This is a genomic window from Streptomyces sp. NPDC127106 (genome assembly GCF_042677605.1).
Classification (GTDB): Bacteria; Actinomycetota; Actinomycetes; order Streptomycetales; family Streptomycetaceae; genus Streptomyces.
Genome location: NZ_JBHXTC010000027.1, coordinates 71,974 through 96,970, shown reverse-complemented (window position 1 = coordinate 96,970; position 24,997 = coordinate 71,974). Strand labels below are relative to the sequence as shown.

General features: G+C 72.1%; 26 protein-coding genes. 17 read left to right on the top strand and 9 right to left on the bottom strand.

The window, feature by feature from the left end; all coding sequences use genetic code 11:
• Nucleotides 1–152 precede the first annotated feature (152 nt).
• Nucleotides 153–1,856: a tetratricopeptide repeat protein gene (locus ACFVGY_RS22470; protein ID WP_385680038.1), complete on the bottom strand. Its 1,704-nt coding sequence runs from the start codon at nt 1,854–1,856 to the stop codon at nt 153–155.
• A 96-nt stretch (nt 1,857–1,952) separates the two neighbouring features.
• On the opposite strand from ACFVGY_RS22470, the gene ACFVGY_RS22465 reads away from it, so the two are divergent.
• Nucleotides 1,953–3,344 carry an FAD-binding oxidoreductase gene (locus ACFVGY_RS22465; RefSeq protein WP_385680036.1) on the top strand — a complete coding sequence of 464 codons (1,392 nt, stop codon included), beginning with the start codon at nt 1,953–1,955 and terminating at the stop codon, nt 3,342–3,344.
• Nucleotides 3,345–3,400: 56 nt separating this feature from the next.
• Here ACFVGY_RS22465 and ACFVGY_RS22460 read toward each other — a convergent pair whose 3' ends face one another.
• On the bottom strand, nt 3,401–3,883 hold the full coding sequence (locus ACFVGY_RS22460) for an SsgA family sporulation/cell division regulator (RefSeq protein ID WP_385680034.1): 483 nt from the start codon (nt 3,881–3,883) through the stop codon (nt 3,401–3,403).
• A 258-nt stretch (nt 3,884–4,141) separates the two neighbouring features.
• Between ACFVGY_RS22460 and ACFVGY_RS22455 the strand changes: the two genes are divergently transcribed.
• Nucleotides 4,142–5,758 carry an RDD family protein gene (locus ACFVGY_RS22455; protein ID WP_385680032.1) on the top strand — a complete coding sequence of 539 codons (1,617 nt, stop codon included), beginning with the start codon at nt 4,142–4,144 and terminating at the stop codon, nt 5,756–5,758.
• Nucleotides 5,759–5,849: 91 nt separating this feature from the next.
• Nucleotides 5,850–6,560: an RDD family protein gene (locus ACFVGY_RS22450; protein ID WP_385680030.1), complete on the top strand. Its 711-nt coding sequence runs from the start codon at nt 5,850–5,852 to the stop codon at nt 6,558–6,560.
• A 20-nt stretch (nt 6,561–6,580) separates the two neighbouring features.
• Here ACFVGY_RS22450 and ACFVGY_RS22445 read toward each other — a convergent pair whose 3' ends face one another.
• The gene (locus tag ACFVGY_RS22445) at nt 6,581–6,931 is read right to left on the bottom strand and encodes a hypothetical protein (protein ID WP_385680028.1); all 351 of its coding nucleotides are present in this window, start codon (nt 6,929–6,931) and stop codon (nt 6,581–6,583) included.
• 384 nt (nt 6,932–7,315) lie between these two features.
• Here ACFVGY_RS22445 and ACFVGY_RS22440 point away from each other — a divergent pair, with 384 nt between their 5' ends.
• Both ACFVGY_RS22440 and ACFVGY_RS22435 read left to right on the top strand, forming a co-directional pair.
• Nucleotides 7,316–9,730 carry an immune inhibitor A domain-containing protein gene (locus ACFVGY_RS22440; protein ID WP_385680026.1) on the top strand — a complete coding sequence of 805 codons (2,415 nt, stop codon included), beginning with the start codon at nt 7,316–7,318 and terminating at the stop codon, nt 9,728–9,730.
• 133 nt (nt 9,731–9,863) lie between these two features.
• Entirely contained in the window at nt 9,864–10,175 is a 312-nt protein-coding gene (locus ACFVGY_RS22435; RefSeq protein WP_360637741.1) for a hypothetical protein, read from the top strand.
• Nucleotides 10,176–10,256: 81 nt separating this feature from the next.
• Here ACFVGY_RS22435 and ACFVGY_RS22430 read toward each other — a convergent pair whose 3' ends face one another.
• Complete coding sequence (locus ACFVGY_RS22430) at nt 10,257–10,859, bottom strand: isochorismatase family protein (RefSeq protein ID WP_385680024.1); 603 nt, start codon at nt 10,857–10,859, stop codon at nt 10,257–10,259.
• A gap of 230 nt (nt 10,860–11,089) precedes the next feature.
• The gene (locus tag ACFVGY_RS22425; protein ID WP_385680022.1) at nt 11,090–12,610 is read right to left on the bottom strand and encodes a nicotinate phosphoribosyltransferase; all 1,521 of its coding nucleotides are present in this window, start codon (nt 12,608–12,610) and stop codon (nt 11,090–11,092) included.
• A gap of 80 nt (nt 12,611–12,690) precedes the next feature.
• Between ACFVGY_RS22425 and clpS the strand changes: the two genes are divergently transcribed.
• The 7 genes from clpS to ACFVGY_RS22390 all read left to right on the top strand — a co-directional run bounded on the left by clpS (nt 12,691) and on the right by ACFVGY_RS22390 (nt 17,444).
• On the top strand, nt 12,691–13,005 hold the full coding sequence (clpS, locus tag ACFVGY_RS22420; RefSeq protein ID WP_179175915.1) for an ATP-dependent Clp protease adapter ClpS: 315 nt from the start codon (nt 12,691–12,693) through the stop codon (nt 13,003–13,005).
• Between the two features lie 17 nt (nt 13,006–13,022).
• The gene (locus tag ACFVGY_RS22415) at nt 13,023–13,616 is read left to right on the top strand and encodes a DUF2017 domain-containing protein (RefSeq protein WP_385680020.1); all 594 of its coding nucleotides are present in this window, start codon (nt 13,023–13,025) and stop codon (nt 13,614–13,616) included.
• A 308-nt stretch (nt 13,617–13,924) separates the two neighbouring features.
• The gene (locus tag ACFVGY_RS22410; protein WP_385680018.1) at nt 13,925–15,376 is read left to right on the top strand and encodes an amino acid permease; all 1,452 of its coding nucleotides are present in this window, start codon (nt 13,925–13,927) and stop codon (nt 15,374–15,376) included.
• 143 nt (nt 15,377–15,519) lie between these two features.
• Nucleotides 15,520–15,942 (top strand): Mov34/MPN/PAD-1 family protein, encoded by a 423-nt coding sequence (locus tag ACFVGY_RS22405; RefSeq protein WP_385680017.1) that lies wholly within the window; start codon nt 15,520–15,522, stop codon nt 15,940–15,942.
• A gap of 77 nt (nt 15,943–16,019) precedes the next feature.
• Nucleotides 16,020–16,127 (top strand): putative leader peptide, encoded by a 108-nt coding sequence (locus ACFVGY_RS22400; RefSeq protein WP_385680015.1) that lies wholly within the window; start codon nt 16,020–16,022, stop codon nt 16,125–16,127.
• Nucleotides 16,128–16,206: 79 nt separating this feature from the next.
• Nucleotides 16,207–16,494 (top strand): MoaD/ThiS family protein, encoded by a 288-nt coding sequence (locus tag ACFVGY_RS22395; RefSeq protein ID WP_385680013.1) that lies wholly within the window; start codon nt 16,207–16,209, stop codon nt 16,492–16,494.
• The gene (locus ACFVGY_RS22390) at nt 16,494–17,444 is read left to right on the top strand and encodes a PLP-dependent cysteine synthase family protein (RefSeq protein ID WP_385680011.1); all 951 of its coding nucleotides are present in this window, start codon (nt 16,494–16,496) and stop codon (nt 17,442–17,444) included. The genes ACFVGY_RS22395 and ACFVGY_RS22390 overlap by 1 nt, the downstream gene beginning before the upstream one ends.
• Nucleotides 17,445–17,612: 168 nt before the next feature.
• On the opposite strand, the gene ACFVGY_RS22385 is transcribed toward ACFVGY_RS22390, so the two are convergent.
• Together ACFVGY_RS22385 and ACFVGY_RS22380 are read right to left on the bottom strand one after the other, a co-directional pair.
• Nucleotides 17,613–17,981 carry a DUF488 domain-containing protein gene (locus ACFVGY_RS22385; protein ID WP_385680009.1) on the bottom strand — a complete coding sequence of 123 codons (369 nt, stop codon included), beginning with the start codon at nt 17,979–17,981 and terminating at the stop codon, nt 17,613–17,615.
• The gene (locus tag ACFVGY_RS22380) at nt 17,981–18,403 is read right to left on the bottom strand and encodes a hypothetical protein (protein WP_385680007.1); all 423 of its coding nucleotides are present in this window, start codon (nt 18,401–18,403) and stop codon (nt 17,981–17,983) included. The genes ACFVGY_RS22385 and ACFVGY_RS22380 overlap by 1 nt, the downstream gene beginning before the upstream one ends.
• A 215-nt stretch (nt 18,404–18,618) precedes the next feature.
• Here ACFVGY_RS22380 and ACFVGY_RS22375 point away from each other — a divergent pair, with 215 nt between their 5' ends.
• Nucleotides 18,619–19,371, top strand: coding sequence for an MBL fold metallo-hydrolase (locus ACFVGY_RS22375; protein ID WP_385680005.1), 753 nt, complete (start codon nt 18,619–18,621; stop codon nt 19,369–19,371).
• Nucleotides 19,372–19,416: 45 nt separating this feature from the next.
• Here ACFVGY_RS22375 and ACFVGY_RS22370 read toward each other — a convergent pair whose 3' ends face one another.
• Entirely contained in the window at nt 19,417–20,628 is a 1,212-nt protein-coding gene (locus ACFVGY_RS22370) for a PTS transporter subunit EIIC (RefSeq protein ID WP_385680050.1), read from the bottom strand.
• 359 nt (nt 20,629–20,987) lie between these two features.
• Nucleotides 20,988–22,289: a PTS transporter subunit EIIC gene (locus tag ACFVGY_RS22365; protein WP_385680003.1), complete on the bottom strand. Its 1,302-nt coding sequence runs from the start codon at nt 22,287–22,289 to the stop codon at nt 20,988–20,990.
• A gap of 249 nt (nt 22,290–22,538) precedes the next feature.
• On the opposite strand from ACFVGY_RS22365, the gene ACFVGY_RS22360 reads away from it, so the two are divergent.
• The 4 genes from ACFVGY_RS22360 (at nt 22,539) to rdgB (ending at nt 24,882) form a co-directional block, all read left to right on the top strand.
• The gene (locus ACFVGY_RS22360; protein ID WP_179175925.1) at nt 22,539–22,772 is read left to right on the top strand and encodes a PTS glucose/sucrose transporter subunit IIB; all 234 of its coding nucleotides are present in this window, start codon (nt 22,539–22,541) and stop codon (nt 22,770–22,772) included.
• A gap of 128 nt (nt 22,773–22,900) precedes the next feature.
• Nucleotides 22,901–23,632 (top strand): ribonuclease PH, encoded by a 732-nt coding sequence (rph, locus tag ACFVGY_RS22355; protein WP_385680000.1) that lies wholly within the window; start codon nt 22,901–22,903, stop codon nt 23,630–23,632.
• A gap of 149 nt (nt 23,633–23,781) precedes the next feature.
• Nucleotides 23,782–24,162 carry a hypothetical protein gene (locus ACFVGY_RS22350; RefSeq protein WP_385679998.1) on the top strand — a complete coding sequence of 127 codons (381 nt, stop codon included), beginning with the start codon at nt 23,782–23,784 and terminating at the stop codon, nt 24,160–24,162.
• Nucleotides 24,163–24,261: 99 nt separating this feature from the next.
• Nucleotides 24,262–24,882 (top strand): RdgB/HAM1 family non-canonical purine NTP pyrophosphatase, encoded by a 621-nt coding sequence (rdgB, locus tag ACFVGY_RS22345; protein ID WP_385679996.1) that lies wholly within the window; start codon nt 24,262–24,264, stop codon nt 24,880–24,882.
• Nucleotides 24,883–24,997: the final 115 nt, after the last annotated feature.

Here is a 24,997-nt window from a genome sequence, read left to right as displayed (position 1 = left end):
AACAACACCCCCCCCCCCCCCCACCCGCCGGGGGGGGCCCCCCCCCCCCCCCCCCTCTACGTGATCTACTCACCACCTGAAACCAAGTGGTGTTGCGACGACCCCTTGAACCCAAGCTCGGGCAGGGGGCCTGTCCCGCGTCCGGGGCCGGGTCAGTCCGCCGCCGGGGCGGTCGGCGGCTTCGGCCGGGCGGGCTCGGGCTCGGGCTCGGGCTTCACCGGTCCGGGCTTGCCGGGCTCCGCGGACCCCCGGGGCTCCCCGGGCTTGCCGGGCTCCGCAGGCTCCTGTGGCTCCCGGGGTTCACGGGGCTCCGCAGGCTTGGCCGGCTTCGAGGGCGCCCCGGGCTTCGGCGCGGCCGGCTCGCGCTTCGCCCCCGCCCCCGCCCCCGGCTTCGGCTTCGGCGAGGCCGTCGGCTTCGGCAGCTCCGGCGCCACCCACGGCGCGGCCGGCTGCACGTTCTCGGGCCCGCCCGGCGGCGGCGGCCCGATCATCGCCAGCGCCTGCTCGGCCAACGGCCCCCGCACCGGCGAGAACCGCGGGTTCGTCCGCAGCGCCTCCTGCAGGTGCCGCCGCGCCGACGCGTGGTCGCCCAGCGCCCACTCGATCACCCCGCGGTGGTAGGCGAAGTCCGCGCTCCGCAGCCCCCGGTCCGCCGCCTTCACCGCGTACTCCAGCGCCGCCGGTTCATCGCCCAGCCGGTGCAACGCCCATCCCAGCGCATCGGCCACCTGTACGTTCTTGTGCCGCGCCCACTCCACCGTCAGCCGCCGCACCGCCGCGCCCGGATCCCCGTGGTCCGCCTCGAACAGGCCGAGGACCACCGACTCGTTCACCCCGCCGTGCTGCTTCGCGGCCGCCGCCCGCAACAGGTCGAACGGCGCCTTCGCCTCGTCCCCGCGCCCCAGCGACTCCAGCAGCTCACCCAACTCCAGCGCCAGCCGCGGCGACTGCGCCCGCCCCAGCGCCAGCCGGTAGTCCCGTACGGCCTCCCCGCCCCGCCCCAGCCCCGCCAGCGCCCGCGCCCGTCCCCCCAGCGACTCCACCTGCGCCGGGTCCGCCCGCAGCGCCCCCTCGTAGTGGCGCAGGGCCTCCGCGGGCTCGCCCCGCTCCCACAGCAGTTCCCCGCGCCGGTAGAGCACGTACGCCTTCTCCGCCGGGGACTTCGCCGCGGCCGCCGCGTGCTCCAGCGCCACCGCGGCATCCTCGCGCCAGCCGCGGTCCCGGTACACCTGCGAGGACTTCAGGGAAGCCGCCAGACCGGGCCGGAGCTCCGCCAGTCGCTCCACCGCCTTCTCGGCCGCCTTGTAGTCGCCCAGCCCCGAGTAGGCGTCCACCAGCACCGGGTACGCCGTCCACTGCCGCGGCGCCTGCGCCCGTACGAGCTCCCCCCACTTCCGCCCGGTCCCGTAGTCCCCGCGGGCGTTGGCGAGCGTGCCCATGCCCGTCATCGCGTCGAGGTTGCCCTTCTCCGCCGGGCGGAGCTCCAGCGACCGCTTCAGCGCCCCCTCCGCCTTCGGGTACCAGGCCGGGTCCGCGGTGCGCCGCGCCTGCTCCAGGTACGCCGACCCGAGCACCGCCCACGCCGCCTCGTCCCGCGGATGCCCCGCGACCCACTTCTCCCGGTCCGCGATCAGCGCCGACAGGTCCACCGCCGACGCCGGCGCCCCCATCCCCACCGCCGACGCGGCCCGCTCCATCGGCCCCGCGGGCCGGGCGTCGTCGCCCGCGCGGGCCGGCCGGATCACCAGCGCCCCCACGATCAGGACCACCGCGACGGCGGCCGCCACGAGCGTCTTGCGGCCGGTGAACGTCACGGGCGGCGCAGCCTCCTGCGCTTCCTTGTCGATACGGTCCATGCGATCACTGTGCGTCAATATGAATGGGCCGCAGCAGTGTCCGAAGCCTGCCGCGGCCGTGTTCACACCGATGGCCCCCGGTGCCACGCTGATCGCATGGAACTCAAGGACGACGAGCTCACCGCACGGCTGCGCACGCGCCTCCTCCAAGGGCTCCCCGCCGCGGCCCTCCTCACCGACCCCCAGGTGACCGCCTCCTACGCCACCGACATGGCGAACTTCTGCCCCGCCGGCACCCCGGCGGCCGTGGTCCTGCCCCGCACCGTGGAGCAGGTGCAGCACGTCCTGCGCACCGCCACCGCCTTACGGATCCCCGTCGTCCCGCAGGGCGCCCGCACCGGACTGTCCGGCGCGGCCAACGCCACCGACGGCTGCATCCTGCTCTCCCTGCTCAGGATGGACCGCATCCTGGAGATCAACACCGTCGACCGGACCGCCGTCGTCGAGCCGGGCGTCGTCAACGCCGTCCTCTCACGGGCCGTCGCCGAACAGGGCCTGTACTACCCGCCCGATCCCTCCAGCTGGGAGCAGTGCACCATCGGCGGCAACATCGGCACCGGCTCCGGCGGCCTGTGCTGCGTCAAGTACGGCGTCACCGCCGAGTACGTGCTCGGCCTCGACGTGGTCCTCGCCGACGGCCGGCTCCTGCGCACCGGCCGGCGCACCGCCAAGGGCGTCGCCGGATACGACCTCACCCGGCTCTTCGTCGGCTCCGAGGGCAGCCTCGGCGTCGTCGTCCAGGCCGTCCTCGCCCTGCGCCCGGCCCCGCCCCGGCAGCTCGCGCTGGCCGCCGAGTTCCCCTCCGCCGCGGCCGCCTGCGCCGCCGTGTGCGCCGTCATGGAGGCCGGGCTGACGCCCTCGCTGCTGGAGCTGATGGACCGCACCACCGTACGGGCCGTCAACGCGCTGGGACGGCTGGGCCTGCCCGAGACCACCGAGGCCCTGCTGCTCGTCGCGTCCGACACCCCGCACGCGCCCGACGACCTCGCGGCCGTCGCCGGACTGTGCACGGCCGCCGGCGCCACGGCCGTCGTACCCGCCGAGGACGAGGCGGAGTCCGAACTGCTGCTCAAGGCGCGCCGGATGGCGCTGACCGCCCTGGACGCGCTGCGCCCGGCCACGATGATCGACGACGTCTGCGTACCCCGCTCCCGGCTGGCCGAGATGATCGACGGGACCGCCCGCATCGCCCGGGCCCAGGACCTCGTCGTCGGGGTCTGCGCCCACGCCGGCGACGGCAACACCCACCCCGTGGTCTGCTTCGACCCCGCGGACGAGGACGAGACGCGCAGGGCCCGCGCCTCGTTCGACGAGATCATGGCCCTCGGGCTGAGCCTGGGCGGGACCATCACCGGGGAGCACGGGGTCGGCGTCCTGAAGAAGGAATGGCTCGCCCGCGAACTGGGACCGGTGGGGCTGGAGATGCAGCGTGCGGTCAAGCGGGCCTTCGACCCGCTGGGCCTGCTCAACCCCGGCAAGCTCTTCTGACCGCTTCCCCCGTCCCGGCCCGCGGCGGCGCGGTGCGCGGTTCCGGCCGTCCCGCATCACAGGTCGCCGTCCGCTGCCTCGTCCGACGGCCACGGATCGCGCATCCACAGGTCGTCGGCCGGGGTCGGGGCGAGCAGCTCGGACAGCGCGGCGTCCAGGCCCAGCAGGTCGGATTCGGTGCCCGGCGGCACCACCCGCAGGGTGCGCTCCAGCCACGTCGACACCGAGGCGGCCGGGGCCTGGAGCAGGGCGTCGCCGTCGGGCGAGGTGAGCGCCAGGCAGAGCACCGACCGGTCCTGCAGCTTGGCCGGCCAGATCCGGACGTCACCGTGTCCGCAGGGGCGGAACACCCCCTCGACCAGCAACTCACGGGCGAAGGTCCAGTTGACCGGGGCGTTGGAACCGGTGTGGAAGGTAATGTGGACGGCGTACGGGTCGTCCGCGAGGTAGACCAGCCGCGCGGGGACCGGGACGCTGCGCTCGGGGGAGAGGACGAGCTGGACCTCCAGCTCGCGCTCGACGACGGGGTGGTGGTGCATGGCGGCCTCGCTTCGGTTCGGTGTGCGGGGCCGGGTCGTCGCCCCACACCCGCAGAGAGCACCGGTGTGCCCGGGTATGACGCGACTTCGCACACCGGACCGCACTATGGCGTGAATCTTTCGGTGACCGAAAACAACCCTACGGAGGGATGTTCGCCCGAAGGCTTGCATTCTCCCGTTACCGGACGTCTCGGGGGGCGGTTCTTGGCTATGGTCCTCCCTTGCACAAGCCTCAAGCCCACGATCGGAGTTGGGGACATGACGGCCTCCCCTGGTGACGGAGAGCACGCGGCCCGAGAGGGCTACTACCCCGATCCGTCCATCCCCGGCTACGTCCGGTACTGGAACGGCCTGTCCTGGGTGCCCGGCACGAGCCGGCCCGCCACCCCGGCCGACCGGACCGGCCCGGCGCTCCTGGACGAGACCTCCGTGACCGAGGCGTTGCCCGAACCCGAACCCGAACCCGAACCCGAACCGGCGCGGTCGTCGCCGTCCCCGTCGCCGTTGCCGCTGCCGTCGGCCCGCGGCGACGCCTGGCAAGCCGATCCGCTGCACCAGTCGGGCTTCGGCGGGCCGCACGACCGCCGGGTGTCCTGGGGCGGCGGCAGCGACCCCGCCGGGCGGCCCGAGCCGGAGCCCGACGCGGGGCACGCACCCGCCCGGTCCGCGGGCGCCGCGCCGGGTCGCGGCCCGCACCCCGAGCCGGAGCCGCCGTCCCACGGAGCCCCGGCCGGTGCCCGGGGCGCGGGCAGCGGCCCGGACGGCAGCCCCGGCAGCCGCCCGGACGGGCTCTCGGCCCGCCGCGCCGACGGCCTGCCGGAGCGCGGGCCGGGCGTCTCGTTCGCCCGCACCCCGGCAGCTTCCGCCGCGGCCGCGGAGCGGTACCCCGCCCAGGGCGTGGGCATCCTGTCGGCCCGTTCCCCGGCCGCCGCCGCTGCCGCGCCGTCGGCCCCCGCCCCGGCGTGGCCCACCGTCCCCGGGAGCGGCACCGACTCCGGGATCACCTCCTCGTGGCCCGAGGCCACGGAGCGGCGCGCCCCCGCCGCCCCTGCCGCTCCCGCCGCCACCCGCCCGGGGCCACAGCCCGGAGTCCGGCCGTCCCCGGCGGGGGCCGCCGTGTTCCCCGCGGCTCCCGAGGCCCCCGCGGCTCCCGAGGCCCCCGCGTCGCCCGCGCCCCCCGCATCGGCCACGTCCCCGGTGTCCCCGCCCGCGCGGAACCTCCCCGCTGCCGGGACGCCGGCAGCCGCTCCGGCGCAGGCGGCCCCCGCCGTCCCGGAGGCCCCCGTCCCGCACGGTGCTCCCGGGCCCCGACAGGCCACCGCCCCGGCGGCCCCCGCTGCCCCGGCCCCGGCCCCGACTCCGGCGCGGGCCACCGACCGGGGCGTGTTCGAGGAGATGGCGGAGCGGGCCGTGCGCCCCTCCGGGCTGGCGCGCCGGCTCGTGGCCCGCGCCCTGGACACCCTGGTGTTCGGCGCCGTCGCCGCGGCCACCGCCCGGCCCCTCGTACCGGCGGCCACCGCCCACCTCCAGTCCAAGGTGGACGCGGCCCGCGGCAGCGGCAGGGTCACCACCGTCTGGCTGCTCGACGCGACCATCGCCGGGTACGCGGGCGTGGTTCTCGGCGTCCTCGTGGTCTTCGGACTGCTCTACGAGGTGCTGCCGACAGCCCGTTGGGGCCGGACCCTCGGCAAGAAGCTCCTCGGCGTCCGTGTCCTGTCCGCGGCGACGTACCGCCCGCCCGGCTTCGGCGCGGCCCTTTCCCGCTGGCTGGTCGGCGCGTTCCTCGGGCCCGTGGGCGGGCTGTGGTGCCTCGCGGACCGGCCGCGCCACCGGGGTCCGCACGACAGGGCGGCCGGGACGTACGTGGCCCGCTGACCACCCCTCAGGAGGCGTGCCGGGGGCGGTCCCTCCCCCGAACGGACTCCGCTGCGTTGCGGGGCCCGCAGGGCCGGGTTCGACTCGGGGCATGAGCACCGACCAGCCGCCGCCGGAGCAGCCGCCCGAGGGCGATCCCTTCCGCAAGAGACCCGAGGGCCCCCCACCCCCGTCGAACGGAACGCCCCCCGGCGGCACACCCCCCGGCGGGCCGTACGGCGGCGGGCCGGGCGGCAGCGGTTATCCGCCCCCGCCGCCCCCGTCCGACGGCGACCCCTTCGGCTCGGGCCCGGGCGCCGGGGGCGGCTACGGCATGCCCGACCCGCTCGCGGGCATGCCCCCGCTCGCGGACACCGGCAAGCGCTTCGTCGCGCGCGTCATCGACCTGCTGATCGTGGCCGTCCCGCTCTGGATCATCTGGTTCGTGACCAGCATGATCTGGACCGCGGGTTACGACCCGGACGAGGAGGTCTCCGACGCCGCCGCCACGTGGTTCGGCGGCGCCTTCCTGCTGTGGCTGCTGATCGGGTTCGTCGCATTCATCGGCTACGACTGGTTCTTCGTCAAGAAGAACGGCCAGACCCCCGGCAAGAAGGCGATGCGCATGCGGGTGGCCATGCTCGACGACGGCAGCGTTCCCCCGTCCAACGCCGCACTCGGCCGAGCGGCCTCGTACTGGCTGCCGACCCTCTGCTGCGGTGTCTTCTGGTGGCTGGGCGTCGGCATCTCGATCCTCGTCGACAAGCCCTACCAGCAGGGACTGCACGACAAGGCGGCCAGGACGGTGGTGGTCACCGCGTAGGACGGCACCGTCGACCCGGCTCAGTGGTGGACGGGTTGTTCGGCAGCGGCCGCCCGGGGTGGTCCCGGCACCCGGGCGGCCGCCGCCGTGTCTTCGCCGGCGCCCTCGGGCGCCGCCAGGGGTGTGACTTCGGTGACAGTCACGGCCTCCGGCCGGCCGGCGGCGGCGGAGCCGGCGCGGGCCGCGTGCCGGCCCCGGCCGCGCGGGGCGGCAGCGGTGAGCGCGACGAGCAGGCCGAGGGCGAGGGCGGCCGTGGTGATGACCGCGACACCCGCTGCGGAGCGGGTCTGCGAGAGCAGCAGCATCGCGATCGTCGAGGCGACGACGGCGGCGGACCCGTAGAGGAACTGGGCTGCAGTCGGGCGCGGCATGGCGGTGTCCGTCCTCAAGGCGGGTGCGGGGGGAGTCTGCTCAACTGGGCGCGCGTCAAGCGACTCTACGTGCGGACATGCCCGGACGGAACGGGCCGTAAGCGTGACCTGACCCACGGTGCCCGGTGCACGGGGGGCGCACGGAGTCACGTCCCGTCCCGCAGGACGGGCAGGACGTGCCCTTCGCCCCGTATGACCGCGTAACGTCCGGATAGCGGAACTCCCCGACCGCATAGTGCAGTTGTAAGGAAGAAGTCAAGGTCTGTCTTTTCTTTAGACTCTCCGGTCAAATGTCGTCACTTGAGACGCGCGCCGCGCGGAACCCCCCACTCCTTCGGAGACGTTCCGACCTGTGTCGCGGCCGCGGGAGGGGAACGACATCAAGTGACCAGCAATTCCTACCGCCGGCGTGCGCTGCGTACGGCGGCCATCGGCGTGACCCTGGCCGCCACCGCGGCCTCCGGCGCCTTCCTCGCCACCACGGCCCAGGCCGACAACGGTCCGGGTGCCCCCGCGGGTGCTCCGGCCGTCGACAAGCAGGACCCGACCGCTCCTGCCAAGGAGAAGGTCAAGCACGACCTCGAAGGTCCGTTCAGCAAGCAGCAGGCGCAGGCGCGCGAGGCTGCCCTTGACCAGGTACTGGCGGGCAAGAAGGGCGTGGAGCAGCGGGGCGCCTCCAAGGTCGTCAAGCTCGACGACAAGAAGTACGTCGAGCTCGGCCGCGAGAAGACCGACAAGATCTTCACCATCCTCGTCGAGTTCGGCGACCAGGTCGACAACCAGACCATGTTCGACCCGGACGGCCCGGAGGGCCCGAAGCCCCCGGTCGTGAAGTACGGCGGCACCCCCGGCCCGCAGCGCAACCAGATCGCGCAGCCGGACCGCGCCAACAACAACAGCACCGCCTGGCGCAAGGACTTCAGCCGCGAGTACTTCCAGGACCTGTACTTCGGCAAGGGCAACTCGCTGAAGACCTACTACGAGAAGACCTCCTCGGGCCGCTACTCGGTCGAGGGCGAGGTCTCCGACTGGGTCAAGATCCCGTACAACGAGGCCCGTTACGGCTCGAACTTCTGCGGCCAGAGCAACTGCTCCAACGTGTGGGACACCGTCAAGGACGGCGTCACCGCGTGGGTCGAGGCCCAGAAGAAGGCCGGCAAGACCGACGAGCAGATCAAGGCGCAGCTGGCCCAGTACGACCAGTGGGACCGCTACGACTTCGACGGCGACGGCAACTTCAACGAGTCCGACGGCTACATCGACCACTTCCAGATCGTCCACGCGGGCGAGGACGAGTCGGCCGGCGGCGGTGTCCAGGGCAAGGACGCGCTGTGGGCGCACCGTTGGTACGCCTACGGCACCAACGCGGGCAAGACCGGCCCGGAGAACAACAAGGCCGGCGGTACCCAGATCGGCAACTCGGGCATCTGGGTCGGCGACTACACGATGCAGCCGGAGAACGGCGGCCTCGGCGTCTTCGCCCACGAGTACGGCCACGACCTCGGCCTGCCGGACCTCTACGACACCTCCGGCGGCGGCGAGAACGGCGTCGGCTTCTGGTCCCTGATGTCCGCCGGCTCCTGGCTCGGCGAGGGCAAGGAGTCCATAGGCGACCTCCCGGGCGACATGACCGCCTGGGACAAGCTCCAGCTGGGCTGGCTGAACTACGACACGGCCAAGGCCGCGACGAAGTCCACCCACAAGCTCGGTGTGGCGGAGTACAACACCAAGGACAAGCAGGCGCTGGTCGTCGAGCTGCCGAAGAAGAAGGTCAAGACCGACATCGTCGCCCCCTCCGAGGGTTCCTCGCAGTGGTGGAGCGGCATGGGTGACGACCTCAAGAACACCCTGACCCGCTCGGTCGACCTGACCGGCAAGAAGTCCGCCGCCCTGTCCCTCAAGGGCTGGTGGGACATCGAGAAGGACTACGACTACCTCTACACCGAGGTGTCCACCGACGGCGGCGCCACCTGGACCGCCCTCGCGGGTACGGCCGGCGGCAAGGCCCTCCCGGTCGACGCCGCGGGCGCCCCGGCCCTGACCGACGTCTCCGGCGGCTGGCAGGACCTGAACTTCCCGCTGGACGCCTACGCCGGCAAGAAGTTCGACCTGCGCTTCCGCTACCAGACGGACGGCGGCGCGGGCGGCAAGGGCTTCACGGCCGACGCCGTCACCCTGACCGCCGACGGCTCCGCGCTGTTCACCGACGGCGCCGAGAACGGTGACAACGGCTGGACCGGCAAGGGCTTCTCCCGCATCGGCGCCGGCTTCACCAAGGAGTACGAGCAGTACTACATCGCGGAGAACCGCCGCTACGTGTCGTACGACTCGACCCTCAAGGTGGGCCCGTACAACTTCGGCTGGGCCAACACCCGCCCGAACTGGGTCGAGCACTACCCGTACCAGGACGGCCTGCTGATCTGGCTGTGGGACAAGTCCCAGAAGGACAACAACACCAGCCAGCACCCGGGCCAGGGCCTGATCCTGCCGATCGACGCGAACGCCAAGCCGATGAAGTGGTCGGACGGCACCCTGCTGCGCAACAAGATCCAGCCGTACGACGCCACCTTCAGCGCGTACTCGACGGACGCCTTCACGCTGCACAACAAGGGCGAGTCGCTGTTCCTGAAGCCGAAGCCCGCGAACCTGGTCTTCGACGACCACAAGGGCAAGTACTACTACGACGAGAACCCGACCGGCTCGGTGAAGGTCACTGACACCAACACCAAGATCAAGATCCTGAAGGAGACCTACGACGGTCTCCAGATGACGGTCGAGGTCGGCCCGTCCACCAAGTAATTCGATAAACCCGCTGGTCACAGCATGATCGGCCGTCGCCCCCTAGCGGGCGGCGGCCGATCGCGTTTAGATGCGGAAGCGACCTGTGTTGACCGGCGTTATTGACATCCAGCTGACGGGGGAGACGTACAGCATGCCTGCAGGAGGTTTCACCAGGCTCCCGAACGGGAGCGTCGTCGTCGCGCTGACCCTGCCCAGGCCGGCGGGGAGCAGCGACACGGGGCCCGTACGGGTCCTGGTCCACGCGGCGAACCGGGCCCGCGCCCTGACCAGGCTGCGAAACCTCGGCCTGCGCGCGGTGTACCTGCGCGGCAACACCGAGCCACCGACCCCGGACGAGGTCACGGCCGTCCTGCACCACCCGGACGGCCTGCTGTGGCGGGCCGTCCCGGACGAGGCGGGCGAGCTCTGGCACCCGATACGGGCCCTGCTGCGCGGCGCCTGAGCGGCGGCCCGAGCCGAGTCGGACGCGAGTGGGCCGAGTCGGCCGGCTCGCGTCCGGTGGCTCCGGGGCCCGTAGGCCGCCTCAGGCGGCCCGGACGACCGGGGTGCCGACCAGATCGACCCCGGCGGCCCGGAGCTCCTCCAGGGCCCGTTCCGTGGTGCGTGCGGCCACGCCCGCGGTGAGGTCGAGCAGGACGCGGGTGCGCAGGCCCGCGCGGGCCGCGTCCAGGGCCGTGGCCCGCACGCAGTGGTCGGTGGCGATGCCGACGACGTCGACCTCGGTGACGTGCCGTTCGTGCAGCCAGTCGGCGAGCGGGGTGCCGTTCTCGTCGGCGCCCTCGAACCCGCTGTACGCGGCCTCGTACGCGCCCTTGTCGAACACGGCGGCGACGGCCCCGGAGGCGACGGCGGGCGCGAAGTTCGGGTGGAACCCGACGCCCTCGGTGCCGGCCACGCAATGGGCCGGCCAGGAGGTCTCGTAGTCGGGGGTGGCCGGCGGCTGCGCGAAGTGGGGGCCCGGGTCGACGTGGTGGTCGCGGGTGGCGACGACGTGGCGGTAGCCGGCCGTGGACTGCCCGACGAGCTCGGTGATGGCGGCGGCGACGTCGGCCCCGCCGGCGACCGCGAGGCTGCCGCCTTCGCAGAAGTCGTTCTGGACGTCGACGACGATCAGTGCGCGGTGCATGTCGCATGCCCTTCGGCTGGTGGGTGTGGTGCGGTTGCGGCGGCCTCTGCGTGGTGGGCTCTTCCCCCACCCGGCCCCTTCCCGAAACTGCGGGCTCCGCCCCCGAACCCCCGAACCCCCGGACCCCGTGCCCGGAGCGGCGGCGCACCGGGCGCGCGGTGCACGGAACGGGGTCCGGGCCGGAGCCCCGCCCCGCGGCGGCGCCGCACGGCGGGGCCGGGGGCCGGTGGTCAGACGTACTCGGTCGGGATCACGGCCTCGCCCCGCGACAGCTGCGTCGCGGAGATGGGAAGCCGCCCGCGCGCCTCGCGGTGCCGGTTCCGCGCGGCCTCCAGCGGCTCGCGGGCGACCACCTCCCCGCCCTTGACCAGCGGGACCAGCAGCTGCCGGCCGGCCAGGGCCGGGGGGGGGGGGGGGGGCGCGCGGGGGGCGCGCGCGCCGCGGCGCCGCGGGGCGGGACTCGCGGGGGGGGGCCCGCGGGCGCGGAGAGCGGGGGCGGCGGGGGCGCGGTGCGGGGGCCGCGCCCGGGGCGGGGGGTCACCCCCCGCCCCGACTTTCCCCGGGGGCCCCCGCGGCGGCGGGCGGGCGGGGGCGGCCGGGACCGGCCCGGTCCCGATCACCTCGGCCTCCGCGACGCCGTCCGTGTCCACGCGGCGGGCGGCCCACTTGCGGCCGCCGATGGAGGTCTTGCCGCCCGTGGCCTTCTTCGCCACCGGCACCAGCGGCGCCTTGGGGTCGGCGGACTCGGCCCGGGCGACCAGCTTGTAGACCATGGAGCAGGTCGGGTGCCCGCTGCCCGTGACCAGCTGCGTGCCGACGCCGTACGCGTCGACCGGAGCGGCCGCCAGCGAGGCGATCGCGTACTCGTCGAGGTCGGAGGTGACCACGATCCGGGTCCTGGTGGCGCCCAGCTCGTCCAGCTGCTGGCGCACCCGGTGCGCGACGAGCAGCAGGTCGCCGGAGTCGATCCGGACGGCCCCCAGCTCGGGGCCGGCGATGTCGACGGCGGCCCGGACGGCCTCCGCCACGTCGTACGTGTCCACCAGCAGGGTGGTCCCCCGGCCCAGCGAGTTCACCTGGGCGGTGAACGCGTCCCGCTCGCTGTCGTGCAGCAGGGTGAAGGCGTGCGCGCTGGTGCCGACGGTGGGGATGCCGTACCGGAATCCGGCCGCCAGGTCCGAGGTGGAGGTGAAGCCGCCGACGTAGGCGGCCCGCGAGGCGGCCACGGCGGCCAGCTCGTGGGTGCGGCGCGCCCCCATCTCGATGAGCGGCCGGTCACCGGCGGCCGAGGCCATCCGGGAGGCGGCGGCCGCGATCGCCGAGTCGTGGTTGAGGATCGACAGGACGACGGTCTCCAGCAGCACGCACTCGGCGAAGCTGCCCTCGACCCGCAGGATCGGCGAGCCGGGGAAGTACACCTCGCCCTCCGGGTATCCCCAGATGTCACCCGAGAAGCGGTACGAGGAGAGCCAGTCCAGGGTCCGCATGTCGACGACGGCCCGCTCGCGCAGGAACTCCAGCACGGCGGTGTCGAAGCGGAAGTTCTCCACCGCGTCCAGGACGCGGCCGGTGCCGCCCACCACTCCGTAGCGCCGCCCCTCGGGCAGCCGGCGGGTGAACACCTCGAAGACCGAGCGGCGGTCGGCGGTGCCGTTCGCCAGGGCGGCCTGCAGCATCGTGAGCTCGTAATGATCTGTGAAGAGCGCTGTCGACGGCACGTCCACCGGCAGGCCCAGGTCCGCAGGGTTCATGGCAGGGATGCTAGCGCACATTTCGTCAGAGTGACGAAATGGGGGTCCTGTTTGTGCGACGGGCCCGTCACAGTGGCAGCATGGGACGAGTGAGTGTTGCTCCCATTGAGATCGAACGCACCGAATCGGCCGAAGAGGCATCCGCGGTACCCGAACCCGACGTCCCCTGGGTGACTCTGGTGCACAACGACCCGGTCAACCTCATGAGCTACGTGACGTACGTGTTCCAGGCGTACTTCGGCTATTCGAAGGACAAGGCGCACAAACTGATGCTCGACGTCCACCACAAGGGACGGGCTGTCGTGTCCAGCGGCACCCGCGAGGAAATGGAGCGCGACGTGCAGGCCATGCACGGCTACGGCCTGTGGGCGACCCTCTCCCAGGACCGGATGTGATGGGGCGGACCGCGGGAATGTTCGAAGCTCGCAAGGGCGGCGGGGCCGTCATCGCGCTGGACGAGGTCGAGATCTCCATCCTGCGCTCCCTGGCCGTACAGCTGCTGGAGCTCATCGGCCCCGGCGCGCCCGAGCCCGACGCCGAGGCCGACCCGCTGGCCGCCCTCTTCGCCGAGGGCCCCACCGAGCGCCCCTCCGACCCGGCCCTCGCCCGGCTCTTCCCCGACGCCTACGGCCCCGGCCCCGGCTCCGCGGAGGAGGGCGCGGACCAGGCGGAGCAGGCGGCCCATTCGGCGGAGTTCCGCCGGTTCACCGAGAACGACCTGCGCGCCCGCAAGCGCCAGGACGCCCTGGCCGTGGTGCACAGCCTGAACGAGCTCACCCCGGGCGGGGACGGGGCGGCGGTGCTGGAGCTCACCGGCGAGCTGTCGCTGCGCTGGCTCGGCGCCCTCAACGACCTGCGGCTGACGATCGCGGCCCGGCTGGACATCACCGAGGACGACGAGGGTGCGGCCCTCTACCGGCTGCCGGACGATGATCCGCGCAAGCCGATGGTGATGGCGTACCTCTGGCTCGGAGGCCTCCAGGAGACCTTGATCGAAACGCTCTGAGAACCCTCGACCAACCCTCAGTAAACGCTCAAATCGGGATAACGATCAGATCACCGCCATGCGATGATCTGATCGTTTTCTTGTCTCTTGTCCTGTTTTTATCGGGCACAGTGCCACTTTTACTCCCTTCGGCCGTCCTCGAACCGTGATAGATCTTCACGACTGCCGAAGGGGCGCCACCCATGTCCCCGCCGGCCTGCTTGAACCGGCTGACCGCCGGCGTGCAACTCCATCCGTATCCGGGGGATCGAGGACCCGATCCGCAGCCAGTCAGGCGCGGGTCGGCGTGGAGAAAGGCGCACCAGAACATGACCTCAGCGCAGGTCGAGCAGCACCACCAGGCACCCGGCGAGGGAACCGGGGCCGACGGCGGGGAGGGGTACCACCGCACGCTCGGCGCCCGCCAGATCCAGATGATCGCGATCGGCGGAGCCATCGGCACCGGCCTCTTCCTGGGCGCCGGCAAGGCGATCTCGAAGGCCGGACCGAGCCTCATCCTGGCCTACGCCATCGCGGGCCTGGCCATCTTCTTCATCATGCGCGCCCTGGGCGAGCTGCTGATGTACCGCCCGGTCTCGGGCTCCTTCTCGGACTACGCACGCGAGTTCCTCGGCCCGTTCTGGGGATACGCGACCGGCTGGACCTACTGGCTCTTCTGGGTGGTCACCGGCATCACCGAAGTCACCGCGGCGGCCAAGTACATGGCGTACTGGACCCACGACAGCTTCCCGCAGTGGGCCTACGCACTGATCTTCACCGTCATCCTCTACGCCGCGAACCTGATCTCCGTGAAGCTCTTCGGCGAGCTGGAGTTCTGGTTCTCCATGGTCAAGGTCACCGCCATCGTCGGCATGATCCTGATCTGCGCCGGCATCCTCACCATCGGCTTCTCCGACGCCGCCGCCGGCGCCTCCTTCTCCAACCTGTGGAACGACCGCGGCTTCTTCCCCAACGGCATCGGCGAGACGCTGATGACGCTCCAGATCGTCGTCTTCGCCTTCCTGGCCGTCGAACTGGTCGGCGTCACCGCCGGCGAGTCCAAGGACCCCGAGAAGACCCTGCCCAAGGCCATCAACACCGTGCCGTGGCGCATCGCCGTCTTCTACGTCGGCGCCCTCATCATGATCATGTCGGTCATCCCGTGGTCCAACTTCAAGGCGGGCGAAAGCCCGTTCGTGCTGGCCTTCGAGAAGATGGGCCTCGGCATCGGCGCCGCGATCGTCAACTTCGTCGTCCTGACCGCCGCCCTGTCCTCCTGCAACTCCGGCATGTACTCCACCGGCCGCATGCTGCGCGACCTCGCGCTCAACGACCAGGGCCCGAAGTTCTTCACCAAGCTGACGAAGAACGGCACCCCGCTGGTCGGCACCACCTTCTCCGCCGCCCTGATGCTCGTCGGCGTCTGGATCAACTACGTCGCCCCCGGCAAGGCCTTCGACTACGTCGTCTCCTTCGCCACCATCTCCGGCATGTGGGCCTGGATCGTCATCCTCGTCTGCCAGATCCGCTACCGGGCCAAGGTGCAGCGCGGCGAACTGCCCGCCTCCCCGTTCCAGACGCCCGGAGCGCCCTGGACCAGCGGCCTCTCCCTCGCCTTCATCGGCGTGGTCATCGTGATGATGGGCGTCGACGCCGACGCGCGCGTCTCGCTGTACTGCGCCCCGCTGTGGGCGCTGGTCCTCGGCGTCTCCTACCTCGTGCTCAAGCGCCGCAACCCGGCCGGAGCCGCCTTCACCAAGGCCGGCAGCAGCACCTCCTGACCGGCCCCCGACCGGCGGTGACCGGCGCCCGACCGGCGCACCGATCGCCGCCCGACCGCGGCCCACGGGTCGCGCGTCCAGCATGCGGGCCCCCGCGTACCACACCTCGGTACGCGGGGGCCCGTCTGCTTATCCTGTCGCTCATGCTGACCCTCACCCAGGCCCTGTACGACCAGATCGTCGAGCACGCCCGCAAGGACCACCCCGACGAGGCGTGCGGCGTCGTGGCCGGCCCGGCGGGCACCGGCCGCCCCGAGCGGTTCATCCCCATGCTGAACGCGGCCCGCTCGCCCACGTTCTACGAGTTCGACTCCAAGGACCTGCTGAAGCTCTACCGCGAGATGGACGACCGCGACGAGGAACCCGTGATCGTCTACCACTCGCACACCGCCACCGAGGCCTACCCCTCGCGCACCGACGTCACCTACGCCAACGAGCCCGGAGCGCACTACGTCCTCGTCTCCACGGCGGACACCGACGGACCGGGAGAGTTCCAGTTCCGCTCCTACCGCATCGTCGACGGCGTGATCACCGAGGAAGAGGTCGAGGTCGTCGAGACCTACTGACCAGGATGCGAGCCGGATACGTCCACGATGCGGGATCACACTCCAAACGCCGGACCGGGAATCGTTAACATGACCGCATGGTTCCTCCCGACGTGAGCATCGAGACGCCCAGCAGACTGCTGCTCGTGGCGCGGCTGCACGTCGACCTGTGCCGCCTCGCCAGCAGCATCTGTCCTGCCGCCTGAGCACCGCAGCCCCTCGCGCGGGGGCCCTGAGCCACGCGCCCTCAACCCCTCCCCGCACCACTTCACACTGGAGCCTGCCATGGCCATCGAGGTCCGCATCCCCACCATCCTCCGCACCTACACCGACGGCGAGAAGGCCGTGACCGGTGAGGGCAGCACCCTTTCCGAGCTCTTCGCGGACCTGGAGACGCGCCACAAGGGCATCGAGGAACGCATCGTCGACCAGGCGGCCGGCGGCAAGCTGCGCCGCTTCGTGAACGTCTACCTCAACGACGAGGACGTCCGCTTCCTCCAGGGCATCGCGACCCCCCTCAAGGACGGCGACAGCGTCACCATCCTCCCCGCGGTGGCCGGCGGCGCCGCCTGATGCGGTACGACTCCCCGCTCGCCGCGGTCGGCAACACGCCGCTCGTCCGGCTGCCCCGGCTGTCGCCCTCCGAGGACGTCCGCATCTGGGCCAAGCTGGAGGACCGGAACCCGACCGGCTCGATCAAGGACCGCCCCGCGCTCCACATGGTCGAGCAGGCCGAGAAGGACGGCCGGCTGTACCCCGGCTGCACCATCCTGGAGCCCACCTCCGGCAACACCGGCATCTCCCTGGCGATGGCGGCGAAGCTCAAGGGCTACCGGATCGTCTGCGTCATGCCGGAGAACACCAGCCAGGAGCGCCGCGACCTCCTCACCATGTGGGGAGCCGAGATCATCTCGTCGCCCGCGGCGGGCGGGTCGAACACCGCGGTCCGGATGGCCAAGGAACTGGCCGCGGAGCACCCCGACTGGGTGATGCTCTACCAGTACGGCAACCCGGACAACGCCGGCGCCCACTACGCCGGCACCGGCCCGGAGATCCTGCGCGACCTGCCCTCGATCACCCACTTCGTGGCCGGCCTGGGCACCACCGGCACCCTCATGGGCGTCGGCCGCTACCTGCGCGAGCACAAGCCCGACGTGAAGATCGTCGCCGCGGAACCGCGCTACGACGACCTCGTCTACGGCCTGCGCAACCTCGACGAGGGCTTCGTCCCCGAGCTGTACGACGCCTCCGTCCTCACCACCCGCTACTCGGTGGGATCCGCCGACGCCGTCACCCGCACCCGCGAGCTGCTCCAGCAGGAGGGCATCTTCGCCGGCGTCTCCACCGGGGCCGCACTGCACGCGGCGATCGGCGTGGGCCGCAAGGCGATGGCCGCCGGCGAACCGGCCGACATCGTGTTCGTCGTCGCCGACGGCGGCTGGAAGTACCTGTCGACCGGCGTCTACACCGCCCCGACGACGGAAGCCGCCATCGAGGCCGTCCAGAACCAGCTCTGGGCCTGAACCCCGCCCGCCGGGCCCGCGGCGCCGCGCCGCCCGCAGGCCCGGCGAACGGCGGCGCCCACGGGCACGACGACCCGGCGGAACGGTGACCTCGCGTCCCGGCCGGCCCGCCGGCGCCACCCACAGGCTGCGACCCCGCGGGACGGGGCCGCGGCTCCGGCGGCCGGGCTACCGGGACAGCAGATCCGCCAGCACCGCCGCGTGGCTCGACCCCGGGTCGCGGACCGCGGTCAGCAGCGTCACCGGGCCGCGAGCCGCGAGCTCCCGCAGCCGCTCCAGCTCCTGCGCCGCCTCCGGAGCCGCCAGCTCCGCCTCGTACCTATCCCGGAACTCCTCCGGCGTGCCCCCGCCCCCGTGGTACCAGGTCCGCAGCTCCCCGGACGGGGTCACCGCCTTCGGCCACTCGTCCACCGCGGCCGCCGCCTTCGCCAGCCCCCGCGGCCACAGCCGGTCCACCAGGACCCGCACCCCGTCCGCCCCGGGCTCCGGCGGGTCGTACACGCGCCGCACCCGCACCCCGCCCGCCGCCGCTGCCATCAGCCGCCTCCTCCGAGCCCCTTGACCTCGTCCCACACCGCCGGGTCCAGCACCCCCAGCCGGGACCGGAACTCCCACACCCACACCTCCGACGGCCGGTCCGCCTCCAGGTAGCCCACCCGGCCCGGCGTCACCCCGAGCGTCCCCGGCGGCAGCGGGATCACCCCGGCCCGCCGGTCGTCGTACTTCCCGCTGATCCACGCGACCCGCGCCCGGTGCCCCCGCACGGACGCCGCCGCCAGCACCAGGCACGACCGCCCGTCCGCCAGCGTCCACAGCTCGCCCGCCCGCGGCCGCGGCGCCGGACCCGGCCCGTGCGGCGGCGGCGCCCGCCGGTCGATCCCCGGCCGACGCCCCGCGACCAGCACCAACAACATCACGGCGACCACCGCGAGGGCCGCGGGCCACCAGGACGTATCCATAGTCCGACGGTAGCCGCGCCCGCCGCCCACGGCACGCAACCACCCCCGGACGGCCCCGGCACGCCCGTGCACACCGTCGCTCCCCCGGGTGACACCACAGGTGATTCCCCCCACAACGGCCTGCCGCGGAGGAGCGACCCGACGTTTCGCGCCTTACGCTCGACCCACGCACGGCCCGCATTCCGTCCACGGACCGTCCCGGAGGTTCTCGCTCCATGAAGCTCACCGTCGTCGGCTGCTCGGGGTCGTTCCCGTCCGCGGAATCGGCCTGTTCGAGCTACCTCGTCGAGGCCGACGGCTTCCGGCTGCTCCTCGACATGGGCAACGGCGCCCTCGGCGACCTGCAGCGCTACTGCGGCCTCTACGACCTCGACGCGATCTTCCTCAGCCACCTGCACGCCGACCACTGCATCGACATGTGCGCGTACTTCGTGGCCCGCTACTACCGGCACGAGGGCGGCCGCTGCGGCACCATCCCCGTGTACGGGCCCGAGGGCACCGAGAAGCGCCTCACGACCGCGTACGAGGACGTCCCCGACGAGCGCTCGATGAGCGAGGTCTTCGACTTCCGCACGCTGAAGTCCGGCACCTTCGAGATCGGCCCCTTCCAGGTGCGCACCGAGCGCGTCAGCCACCCCGTCGAGGCCTACGGCATCCGCATCGAGCACGGCGGCCGCTCGCTGACCTACTCCGGCGACACCGGCGCCTGCCCGGAGCTCGCGCAGCTCGCCGACGGCGTGGACCTGTTCCTGTGCGAGGCGTCCTTCACGCACGGCAAGGAGGACATCCCCGACCTCCACCTCAACGGCCGCGAGGCCGGGGAGTACGCGCACGCCGGCCGGGTCGGCCGACTCGTCCTGACCCACATCCCGCCGTGGACGGACCCCCGGCAGAACCTCTCCGACGCCCGCGCGGTCTACGACGGCTCGGTCGACCTCGCGCACGCCGGCGCCGTCTACGAGGTCTGACCCCGACCGCCCCGCACGCCCGCCCCCGTACGGCAGCGGCTGCGGCTACTTGGCCTCGGCCTTCTGCAGCTCGGCCAGCTCCTCGTCGGACTCGCGGCCCGGCGTCGGCAGGTTGAACTTGGTGATCGCGAACCGGAAGATCGCGTAGTACAGGACGGCGAAGCACAGGCCCACGAGCGCCAGGCCCCACGGGTTGGTCGCGATGCCGAGGTTCAGGACGAAGTCGACCAGGCCGGCGGAGAAGCCGAAGCCGTCCTTCATGCCCAGGGCCCAGGTCAGGGCCATCGAGACACCGGTGAGCACCGCGTGCACCGCGTACAGGACCGGCGCGATGAACATGAACGTGAACTCGATCGGCTCGGTCACACCGGTGACGAAGGAGGTCAGCGCGAGGGAGAACATCATGCCGCCGACGACCTTGCGGCGCTCGGGGCGCGCGCAGTGGACGATCGCGAGGCAGGCCGCGGGCAGGGCGAACATCATGATCGGGAAGAAGCCGGTCATGAACTGGCCGGCGCTCGGGTCGCCGGCGAGGAAGCGGGCGATGTCGCCGCTCTTGCCGTTGTACTCGCCCGCCTGGAACCACGGGAAGGAGTTCAGCAGGTGGTGCATGCCGATCGGGATCAGCGCGCGGTTGGCGACACCGAAGATGCCCGCGCCGACGGCGCCGGAGCCCACGAGCCACTCGCCGAGGCTGTGCAGACCGGTGCCGAGGACGGGCCAGATGAGGCCGAAGACGATGCCGATCAGCAGGCCCGCGAAGGCGGAGAGGATCGGGACGAGGCGGCGGCCGCCGAAGAAGCCCGCCCAGTCCGGCAGCTTGGTCCGGTAGAACTTCTGGTAGAGGAGGGCGACGACGATGCCCATGACCACGCCGCCGAGGACGCCGGCGTTGACCGGGGCCTCGACGTTCACGATCTTGCCTTCGACGACCTTGGCGACCTTCGGCAGGTTCGAGTCGGTGAAGGTGGCGAGGACGTTCTTGAAGACCAGGTATCCGGTGACCGCGGCCAGCGCGGTGGAGCCGTCCGACTTCTTGGCGAAGCCGATCGCGATGCCGACGGCGAACAGCAGGGCCATGTTGCCGAGGATGGCGTCGCCGCCCGCGGCCATGTAGCCGCCGAGCTTCTGGACGAAGTCCGGCAGCGACTTGTCGGCCAGCATGTCGTCCTGGCCGAAGCGGACCAGGAGCGCGGCGGCGGGCATCACCGCGACGGGCAGCATGAGGCTGCGGCCGATGCGCTGCATGACAGCCATCGCGCCGGCGCCCTTCTTCTTCTCGGCCGCGGGGGCGGCAACCGTGGTCACAACTTCCTCCAGAGGGCAAGGCGCCGCCGGAGGAACACGGGGGACGGCGACGTCTTCGTTCGGGGGTGACGAGGGCCCGGAATTGGCCCGCGTGGTCTACACCAATGGTGTGGTGTAGACCAGTTGTAGCACGGTGAGGGTTAGATAAGGAACCTTCGATTTTTTGTGGCGTGCACCACATTCACCGCCCGTCTCCACAGGATGCGGGCCGGACCCCCCAAGACCCGAACCGGAACACGCCGAAGCCCCCGGACCCAGCCGGACCGAGGGCCTCGCAGGTCGCAGGCGGAACCGCCCTTCAAGCCGGTCTACGCCTGCGTGTTCTCCCGCTCCATCCGGTCGATCTCCTCGTCCGACTCCCGGCCCATGGTGGGCAGATCGAACGCCATGATCGCGAACCGGAAGACCGCGTAATACACCACCGCGAAGCCCAGACCCACCGGGATGATCAGCCACGGCTTCGTCGCCAGCCCCCAGTTGATGACGTAATCGATCAGCCCCGCCGAGAACGTGAACCCGTCCTTCGCGCCCAGCGCCCACGTCACCGCCATCGACACACCCGTCAGCAGCGCGTGGACCACGTACAGCGCCGGAGCCACGAACAGGAACGAGTACTCCAACGGCTCCGTGATCCCCGTGACGAACGACGTCAGCGCCACCGACAGCATCAGACCACCCACCTCCTTGCGCCGCCGGGGCTTCGCACAGTGCGTGATCGCCAACGCCGCCGCCGGCAGCGCGAACATCATGATCGGGAAGAAGCCCGTCAGGAACTGCCCCGCCCCAGGGTCCCCGGCCAGGAACATGTTGATGTCACCGTGCACCGTCGTCCCGTCCGGCTTCGTATAACTGCCGAACTGGAACCACACCGGCACGTTCAGGAACTGGTGCAAGCCGATCACCAACAGCGCACGGTTCGCCACCCCGAAGATCCCCGCACCCCACGAACCCAGCCCCACCAGCCAGTCCGAGAAACTCTCCAACCCACTGCCGACCGCCGGCCAGATCCACAGACACAGCACCGCGAACCCGATCGCGACGAACGACATGACGATCGGCACCAGCCGCCGGCCGTTGAAGAACCCCAGCCAATCGACCAGCTTCACCCGGTGGAACCGCTGCCAGAACCACGCCGACAACAGGCCCATCAGAATGCCGCCGAACACCCCCGGATTCTGGTACGTGAACTCCACGAACGTGTCGTTCGCCCCGATGCACCCCGGCCCGACATCCCGCGTGCCCGGCGGGCACGGATTGGGGAACGCGTGCAACACCCCCCGGTAGACCAGGAAACCCGCCACCGCCGCGAGCGCCGTCGACCCGTCCGACTTCTTCGCCATCCCGATCGCCACGCCGATGCAGAAGAGGAGAGGCAGACCCAGGTCCGGGTCCAGCAGCGCACCCCCCGCCCCCGCCATCACCCTGGCCAGCACCTGCCAGTCCAAGCCCTCCACGCCGAACACGTCCGGCTGCCCCAGCCGGTTGAGGATCCCCGCCGCGGGCAGGACCGCGATCGGCAGCTGCAGACTCCGCCCCATCTTCTGCAGGCCCTGGAACAGGCCGTTCCACCCACTCCGCCGCGGCGCTGCTGCCGCACTGCTCGCGCTCATCGGCTACCTCCCTGGTGGGCCTGTTTGAGGCAGGTGCACCCGTGCGGCACACTGGTGTAGACCACTTTCGTCGCGGTTCCACACACCCGCGCCGGAAGGCAGGTTGCCGCTGATCGTCATCATTCGGCACACCCAACACCCGCGCTCGCGTAGCTGGGCCAACAGTGGGCTACCGTGACAAACCGGAGCCCACTCGCCGGACCAGAGCCGCCGAGACCCGTTCTTCGCAGAACTCAGGGAGAGACACACATGGCCACCAAGGCTGAGAAGATCGTCGCCGGGCTCGGCGGCATCGACAACATCGAAGAAGTCGAGGGCTGCATCACCCGCCTGCGCACCGAGGTCGCCGACCCCGCCCTCGTCGACGAAGCCGCCCTGAAGGCCGCCGGCGCCCACGGCGTCGTCAAGATGGGCACCGCCGTCCAGGTCGTCATCGGCACCGACGCCGACCCGATCGCCGCCGAGATCGAAGACATGATGTGAGACCCCCCGCCGCGGCCACCCGGCCGCGCCGAGCGCACTGACACCGCAGACCCCGTCCCGGAGCACACCCCCCGGCCGACGGGGTCTTCGCGCACCCACGCACCCACGCACCCACTAGGCTCGGACCCATGTCACGCATCGACGGCCGCACGCCCGAACAGCTCCGCCCGGTCACCATCGAACGCGGATGGAGCAAGCACGCCGAGGGCTCCGTCCTCATCTCCTTCGGTGACACCAAGGTCTTCTGCACCGCCTCCTTCACCGAAGGCGTCCCGCGCTGGCGCAAGGGCAGCGGCGAAGGCTGGGTCACCTCCGAATACTCGATGCTGCCCCGCTCCACCAACACCCGCGGCGACCGCGAATCCGTACGCGGCAAGATCGGCGGCCGCACCCACGAGATCTCCCGCCTCATCGGCCGATCCCTCCGCGCCGTCATCGACTACAAGGCCCTCGGCGAGAACACCATCGTCCTCGACTGCGACGTCCTCCAGGCCGACGGCGGCACCCGCACCGCCGCCATCACCGGCGCCTACGTCGCCCTCGCCGACGCCGTCGCCTGGGGCCAGCGCAAGAAGCTCATCAAAGCCGGCCGCAAGCCACTCACCGGCACCGTCGCCGCCGTCAGCGTCGGCATCGTCGACGGCGTCCCGCTCCTCGACCTCTGCTACGAGGAAGACGTGCGCGCCGAAACCGACATGAACGTCGTCTGCACCGGCGACGGCCGCTTCGTCGAGGTCCAAGGCACCGCCGAAGGCGAACCCTTCGACCGCAAGGAACTCAACGCCCTCCTCGACCTCGCCGCCGGCGGCTGCGCCGACCTCGAAGCCATCCAGCGCAGCGCCCTGGCCCAGGAGCTCTGACCCCACCGCCGCAGCCCCGGCGAGAACCACGAGCCGCGCTCCTGCGTCCTTGTGATCAACGGGCGCACGGCGACGACAGCCGTGCGCCCGTAGACACAGACGCAGACACACCCGAGTATCCGTAGATCCGTGTTCGTGAGGGGACCCGCATGAAGCTCCGCATAGCCGCCGTCGCCGTGGCCGCCGTCCTGACGCTCCCGGCCCTGACGGCCTGCGACGCGATCTCGACGGCCATGGACTGCGCCAACACGGCCGTGGCCATCACCGACGGCGTCGGCGAGCTCCAGCAGTCCGTCTCCAACGCCGGCAACAGCCCGCAGGACGCCCAGAACGCCCTGAACAAGATCGAGCAGAACCTCAAGAAGATCGGCGACCAGACGGACAACACCGACCTCGGCAAGGCCATCGACTCGATGAACACCGCGGTCAAGAACGTCCGCGACTCCATCCAGAGCGGCAACAAGACCCCGGACGTCACCCCCGTCGCCGACGCCGCGAAGGAAATCTCGAAGGTCTGCACCCCGAGCTGACACCGGCCCGGCCGGGACGACCAGCGGGCGGGAGGCGGGCGGGAGGCGACCGGGAGACGACCGGGAGACGGGCGGGACGGCGCCGCGATAATGGGCGCCATGACCTCGACGCCCTCCGCCCCCCGCCTCGTCCTCGCCACCCGCAACGCGGGCAAGGTAGCCGAGCTGCACCACATCCTGTCCGACGCCGGCCTGCCCCACGAGCTGGTCGGCGCGGACGCGTACCCGCAGGTCCCGGACGTCAAGGAGACCGGCGTCACCTTCGCCGAGAACGCCCTCCTCAAGGCCCACGCCCTGGCACGGGCCACCGGCCTGCCCGCCGTCGCCGACGACTCCGGCCTCTGCGTCGACGTCCTGAACGGCGCCCCCGGCATCTTCTCCGCCCGCTGGGCCGGAACCCACGGCGACGACAAGGCCAACCTGGACCTGCTCCTCGCCCAGCTCTCCGACATCGCCGACGAGCACCGCGGCGCCCACTTCGCCTGCGCCGCGGCCCTCGCCCTCCCGGACGGCACCGAACGCGTCGTGGAGGGCCGCCTCCAGGGCGTCCTACGCCGTGCCCCGGAGGGCACGGGCGGCTTCGGCTACGACCCGATCTTCCAGCCGCTGGACGACACCCGCACCACGGCGCAGCTCACCCCGGCGGAGAAGAACGCCATCTCCCACCGCGGCCAGGCCTTCCGCGCCCTGGTCCCGGTTATCCGCGACCTGCTGGGCTGACGCGCCATACGCCGAAGGGGGGGCCCCCGCCCCCCGGGCGGCCCCCCCTCCCCGGGGGCCCCGGGGGGCACGCAACCCCCCCACCCCCGCCCAAAACCCGCGCCCCCGAGGCCCC

What these genes read in the sequence shown, in the direction of transcription:
- ACFVGY_RS22450 (WP_385680030.1), top strand. Translation starts at nt 5,850, where the DNA reads ATGAGCACCGACCAGCCGCCGCCGGAGCAGCCGCCCGAGGGCGATCCC.
- ACFVGY_RS22400 (WP_385680015.1), top strand. Translation starts at nt 16,020, where the DNA reads ATGGTTCCTCCCGACGTGAGCATCGAGACGCCCAGCAGACTGCTGCTC.
- ACFVGY_RS22455 (WP_385680032.1), top strand. Translation starts at nt 4,142, where the DNA reads ATGACGGCCTCCCCTGGTGACGGAGAGCACGCGGCCCGAGAGGGCTAC.
- ACFVGY_RS22395 (WP_385680013.1), top strand. Translation starts at nt 16,207, where the DNA reads ATGGCCATCGAGGTCCGCATCCCCACCATCCTCCGCACCTACACCGAC.
- ACFVGY_RS22410 (WP_385680018.1), top strand. Translation starts at nt 13,925, where the DNA reads ATGACCTCAGCGCAGGTCGAGCAGCACCACCAGGCACCCGGCGAGGGA.
- ACFVGY_RS22405 (WP_385680017.1), top strand. Translation starts at nt 15,520, where the DNA reads ATGCTGACCCTCACCCAGGCCCTGTACGACCAGATCGTCGAGCACGCC.
- rph (WP_385680000.1), top strand. Translation starts at nt 22,901, where the DNA reads ATGTCACGCATCGACGGCCGCACGCCCGAACAGCTCCGCCCGGTCACC.
- ACFVGY_RS22435 (WP_360637741.1), top strand. Translation starts at nt 9,864, where the DNA reads ATGCCTGCAGGAGGTTTCACCAGGCTCCCGAACGGGAGCGTCGTCGTC.
- rdgB (WP_385679996.1), top strand. Translation starts at nt 24,262, where the DNA reads ATGACCTCGACGCCCTCCGCCCCCCGCCTCGTCCTCGCCACCCGCAAC.
- ACFVGY_RS22470 (WP_385680038.1), bottom strand. Translation starts at nt 1,856, where the DNA reads ATGGACCGTATCGACAAGGAAGCGCAGGAGGCTGCGCCGCCCGTGACG.
- ACFVGY_RS22430 (WP_385680024.1), bottom strand. Translation starts at nt 10,859, where the DNA reads ATGCACCGCGCACTGATCGTCGTCGACGTCCAGAACGACTTCTGCGAA.
- ACFVGY_RS22390 (WP_385680011.1), top strand. Translation starts at nt 16,494, where the DNA reads ATGCGGTACGACTCCCCGCTCGCCGCGGTCGGCAACACGCCGCTCGTC.
- ACFVGY_RS22425 (WP_385680022.1), bottom strand. Translation starts at nt 12,610, where the DNA reads ATGAACCCTGCGGACCTGGGCCTGCCGGTGGACGTGCCGTCGACAGCG.
- ACFVGY_RS22415 (WP_385680020.1), top strand. Translation starts at nt 13,023, where the DNA reads ATGTTCGAAGCTCGCAAGGGCGGCGGGGCCGTCATCGCGCTGGACGAG.
- clpS (WP_179175915.1), top strand. Translation starts at nt 12,691, where the DNA reads ATGGGACGAGTGAGTGTTGCTCCCATTGAGATCGAACGCACCGAATCG.
- ACFVGY_RS22370 (WP_385680050.1), bottom strand. Translation starts at nt 20,628, where the DNA reads ATGGCTGTCATGCAGCGCATCGGCCGCAGCCTCATGCTGCCCGTCGCG.
- ACFVGY_RS22375 (WP_385680005.1), top strand. Translation starts at nt 18,619, where the DNA reads ATGAAGCTCACCGTCGTCGGCTGCTCGGGGTCGTTCCCGTCCGCGGAA.
- ACFVGY_RS22460 (WP_385680034.1), bottom strand. Translation starts at nt 3,883, where the DNA reads ATGCACCACCACCCCGTCGTCGAGCGCGAGCTGGAGGTCCAGCTCGTC.
- ACFVGY_RS22445 (WP_385680028.1), bottom strand. Translation starts at nt 6,931, where the DNA reads ATGCCGCGCCCGACTGCAGCCCAGTTCCTCTACGGGTCCGCCGCCGTC.
- ACFVGY_RS22465 (WP_385680036.1), top strand. Translation starts at nt 1,953, where the DNA reads ATGGAACTCAAGGACGACGAGCTCACCGCACGGCTGCGCACGCGCCTC.
- ACFVGY_RS22385 (WP_385680009.1), bottom strand. Translation starts at nt 17,981, where the DNA reads ATGGCAGCGGCGGCGGGCGGGGTGCGGGTGCGGCGCGTGTACGACCCG.
- ACFVGY_RS22365 (WP_385680003.1), bottom strand. Translation starts at nt 22,289, where the DNA reads ATGAGCGCGAGCAGTGCGGCAGCAGCGCCGCGGCGGAGTGGGTGGAAC.
- ACFVGY_RS22360 (WP_179175925.1), top strand. Translation starts at nt 22,539, where the DNA reads ATGGCCACCAAGGCTGAGAAGATCGTCGCCGGGCTCGGCGGCATCGAC.
- ACFVGY_RS22350 (WP_385679998.1), top strand. Translation starts at nt 23,782, where the DNA reads ATGAAGCTCCGCATAGCCGCCGTCGCCGTGGCCGCCGTCCTGACGCTC.
- ACFVGY_RS22380 (WP_385680007.1), bottom strand. Translation starts at nt 18,403, where the DNA reads ATGGATACGTCCTGGTGGCCCGCGGCCCTCGCGGTGGTCGCCGTGATG.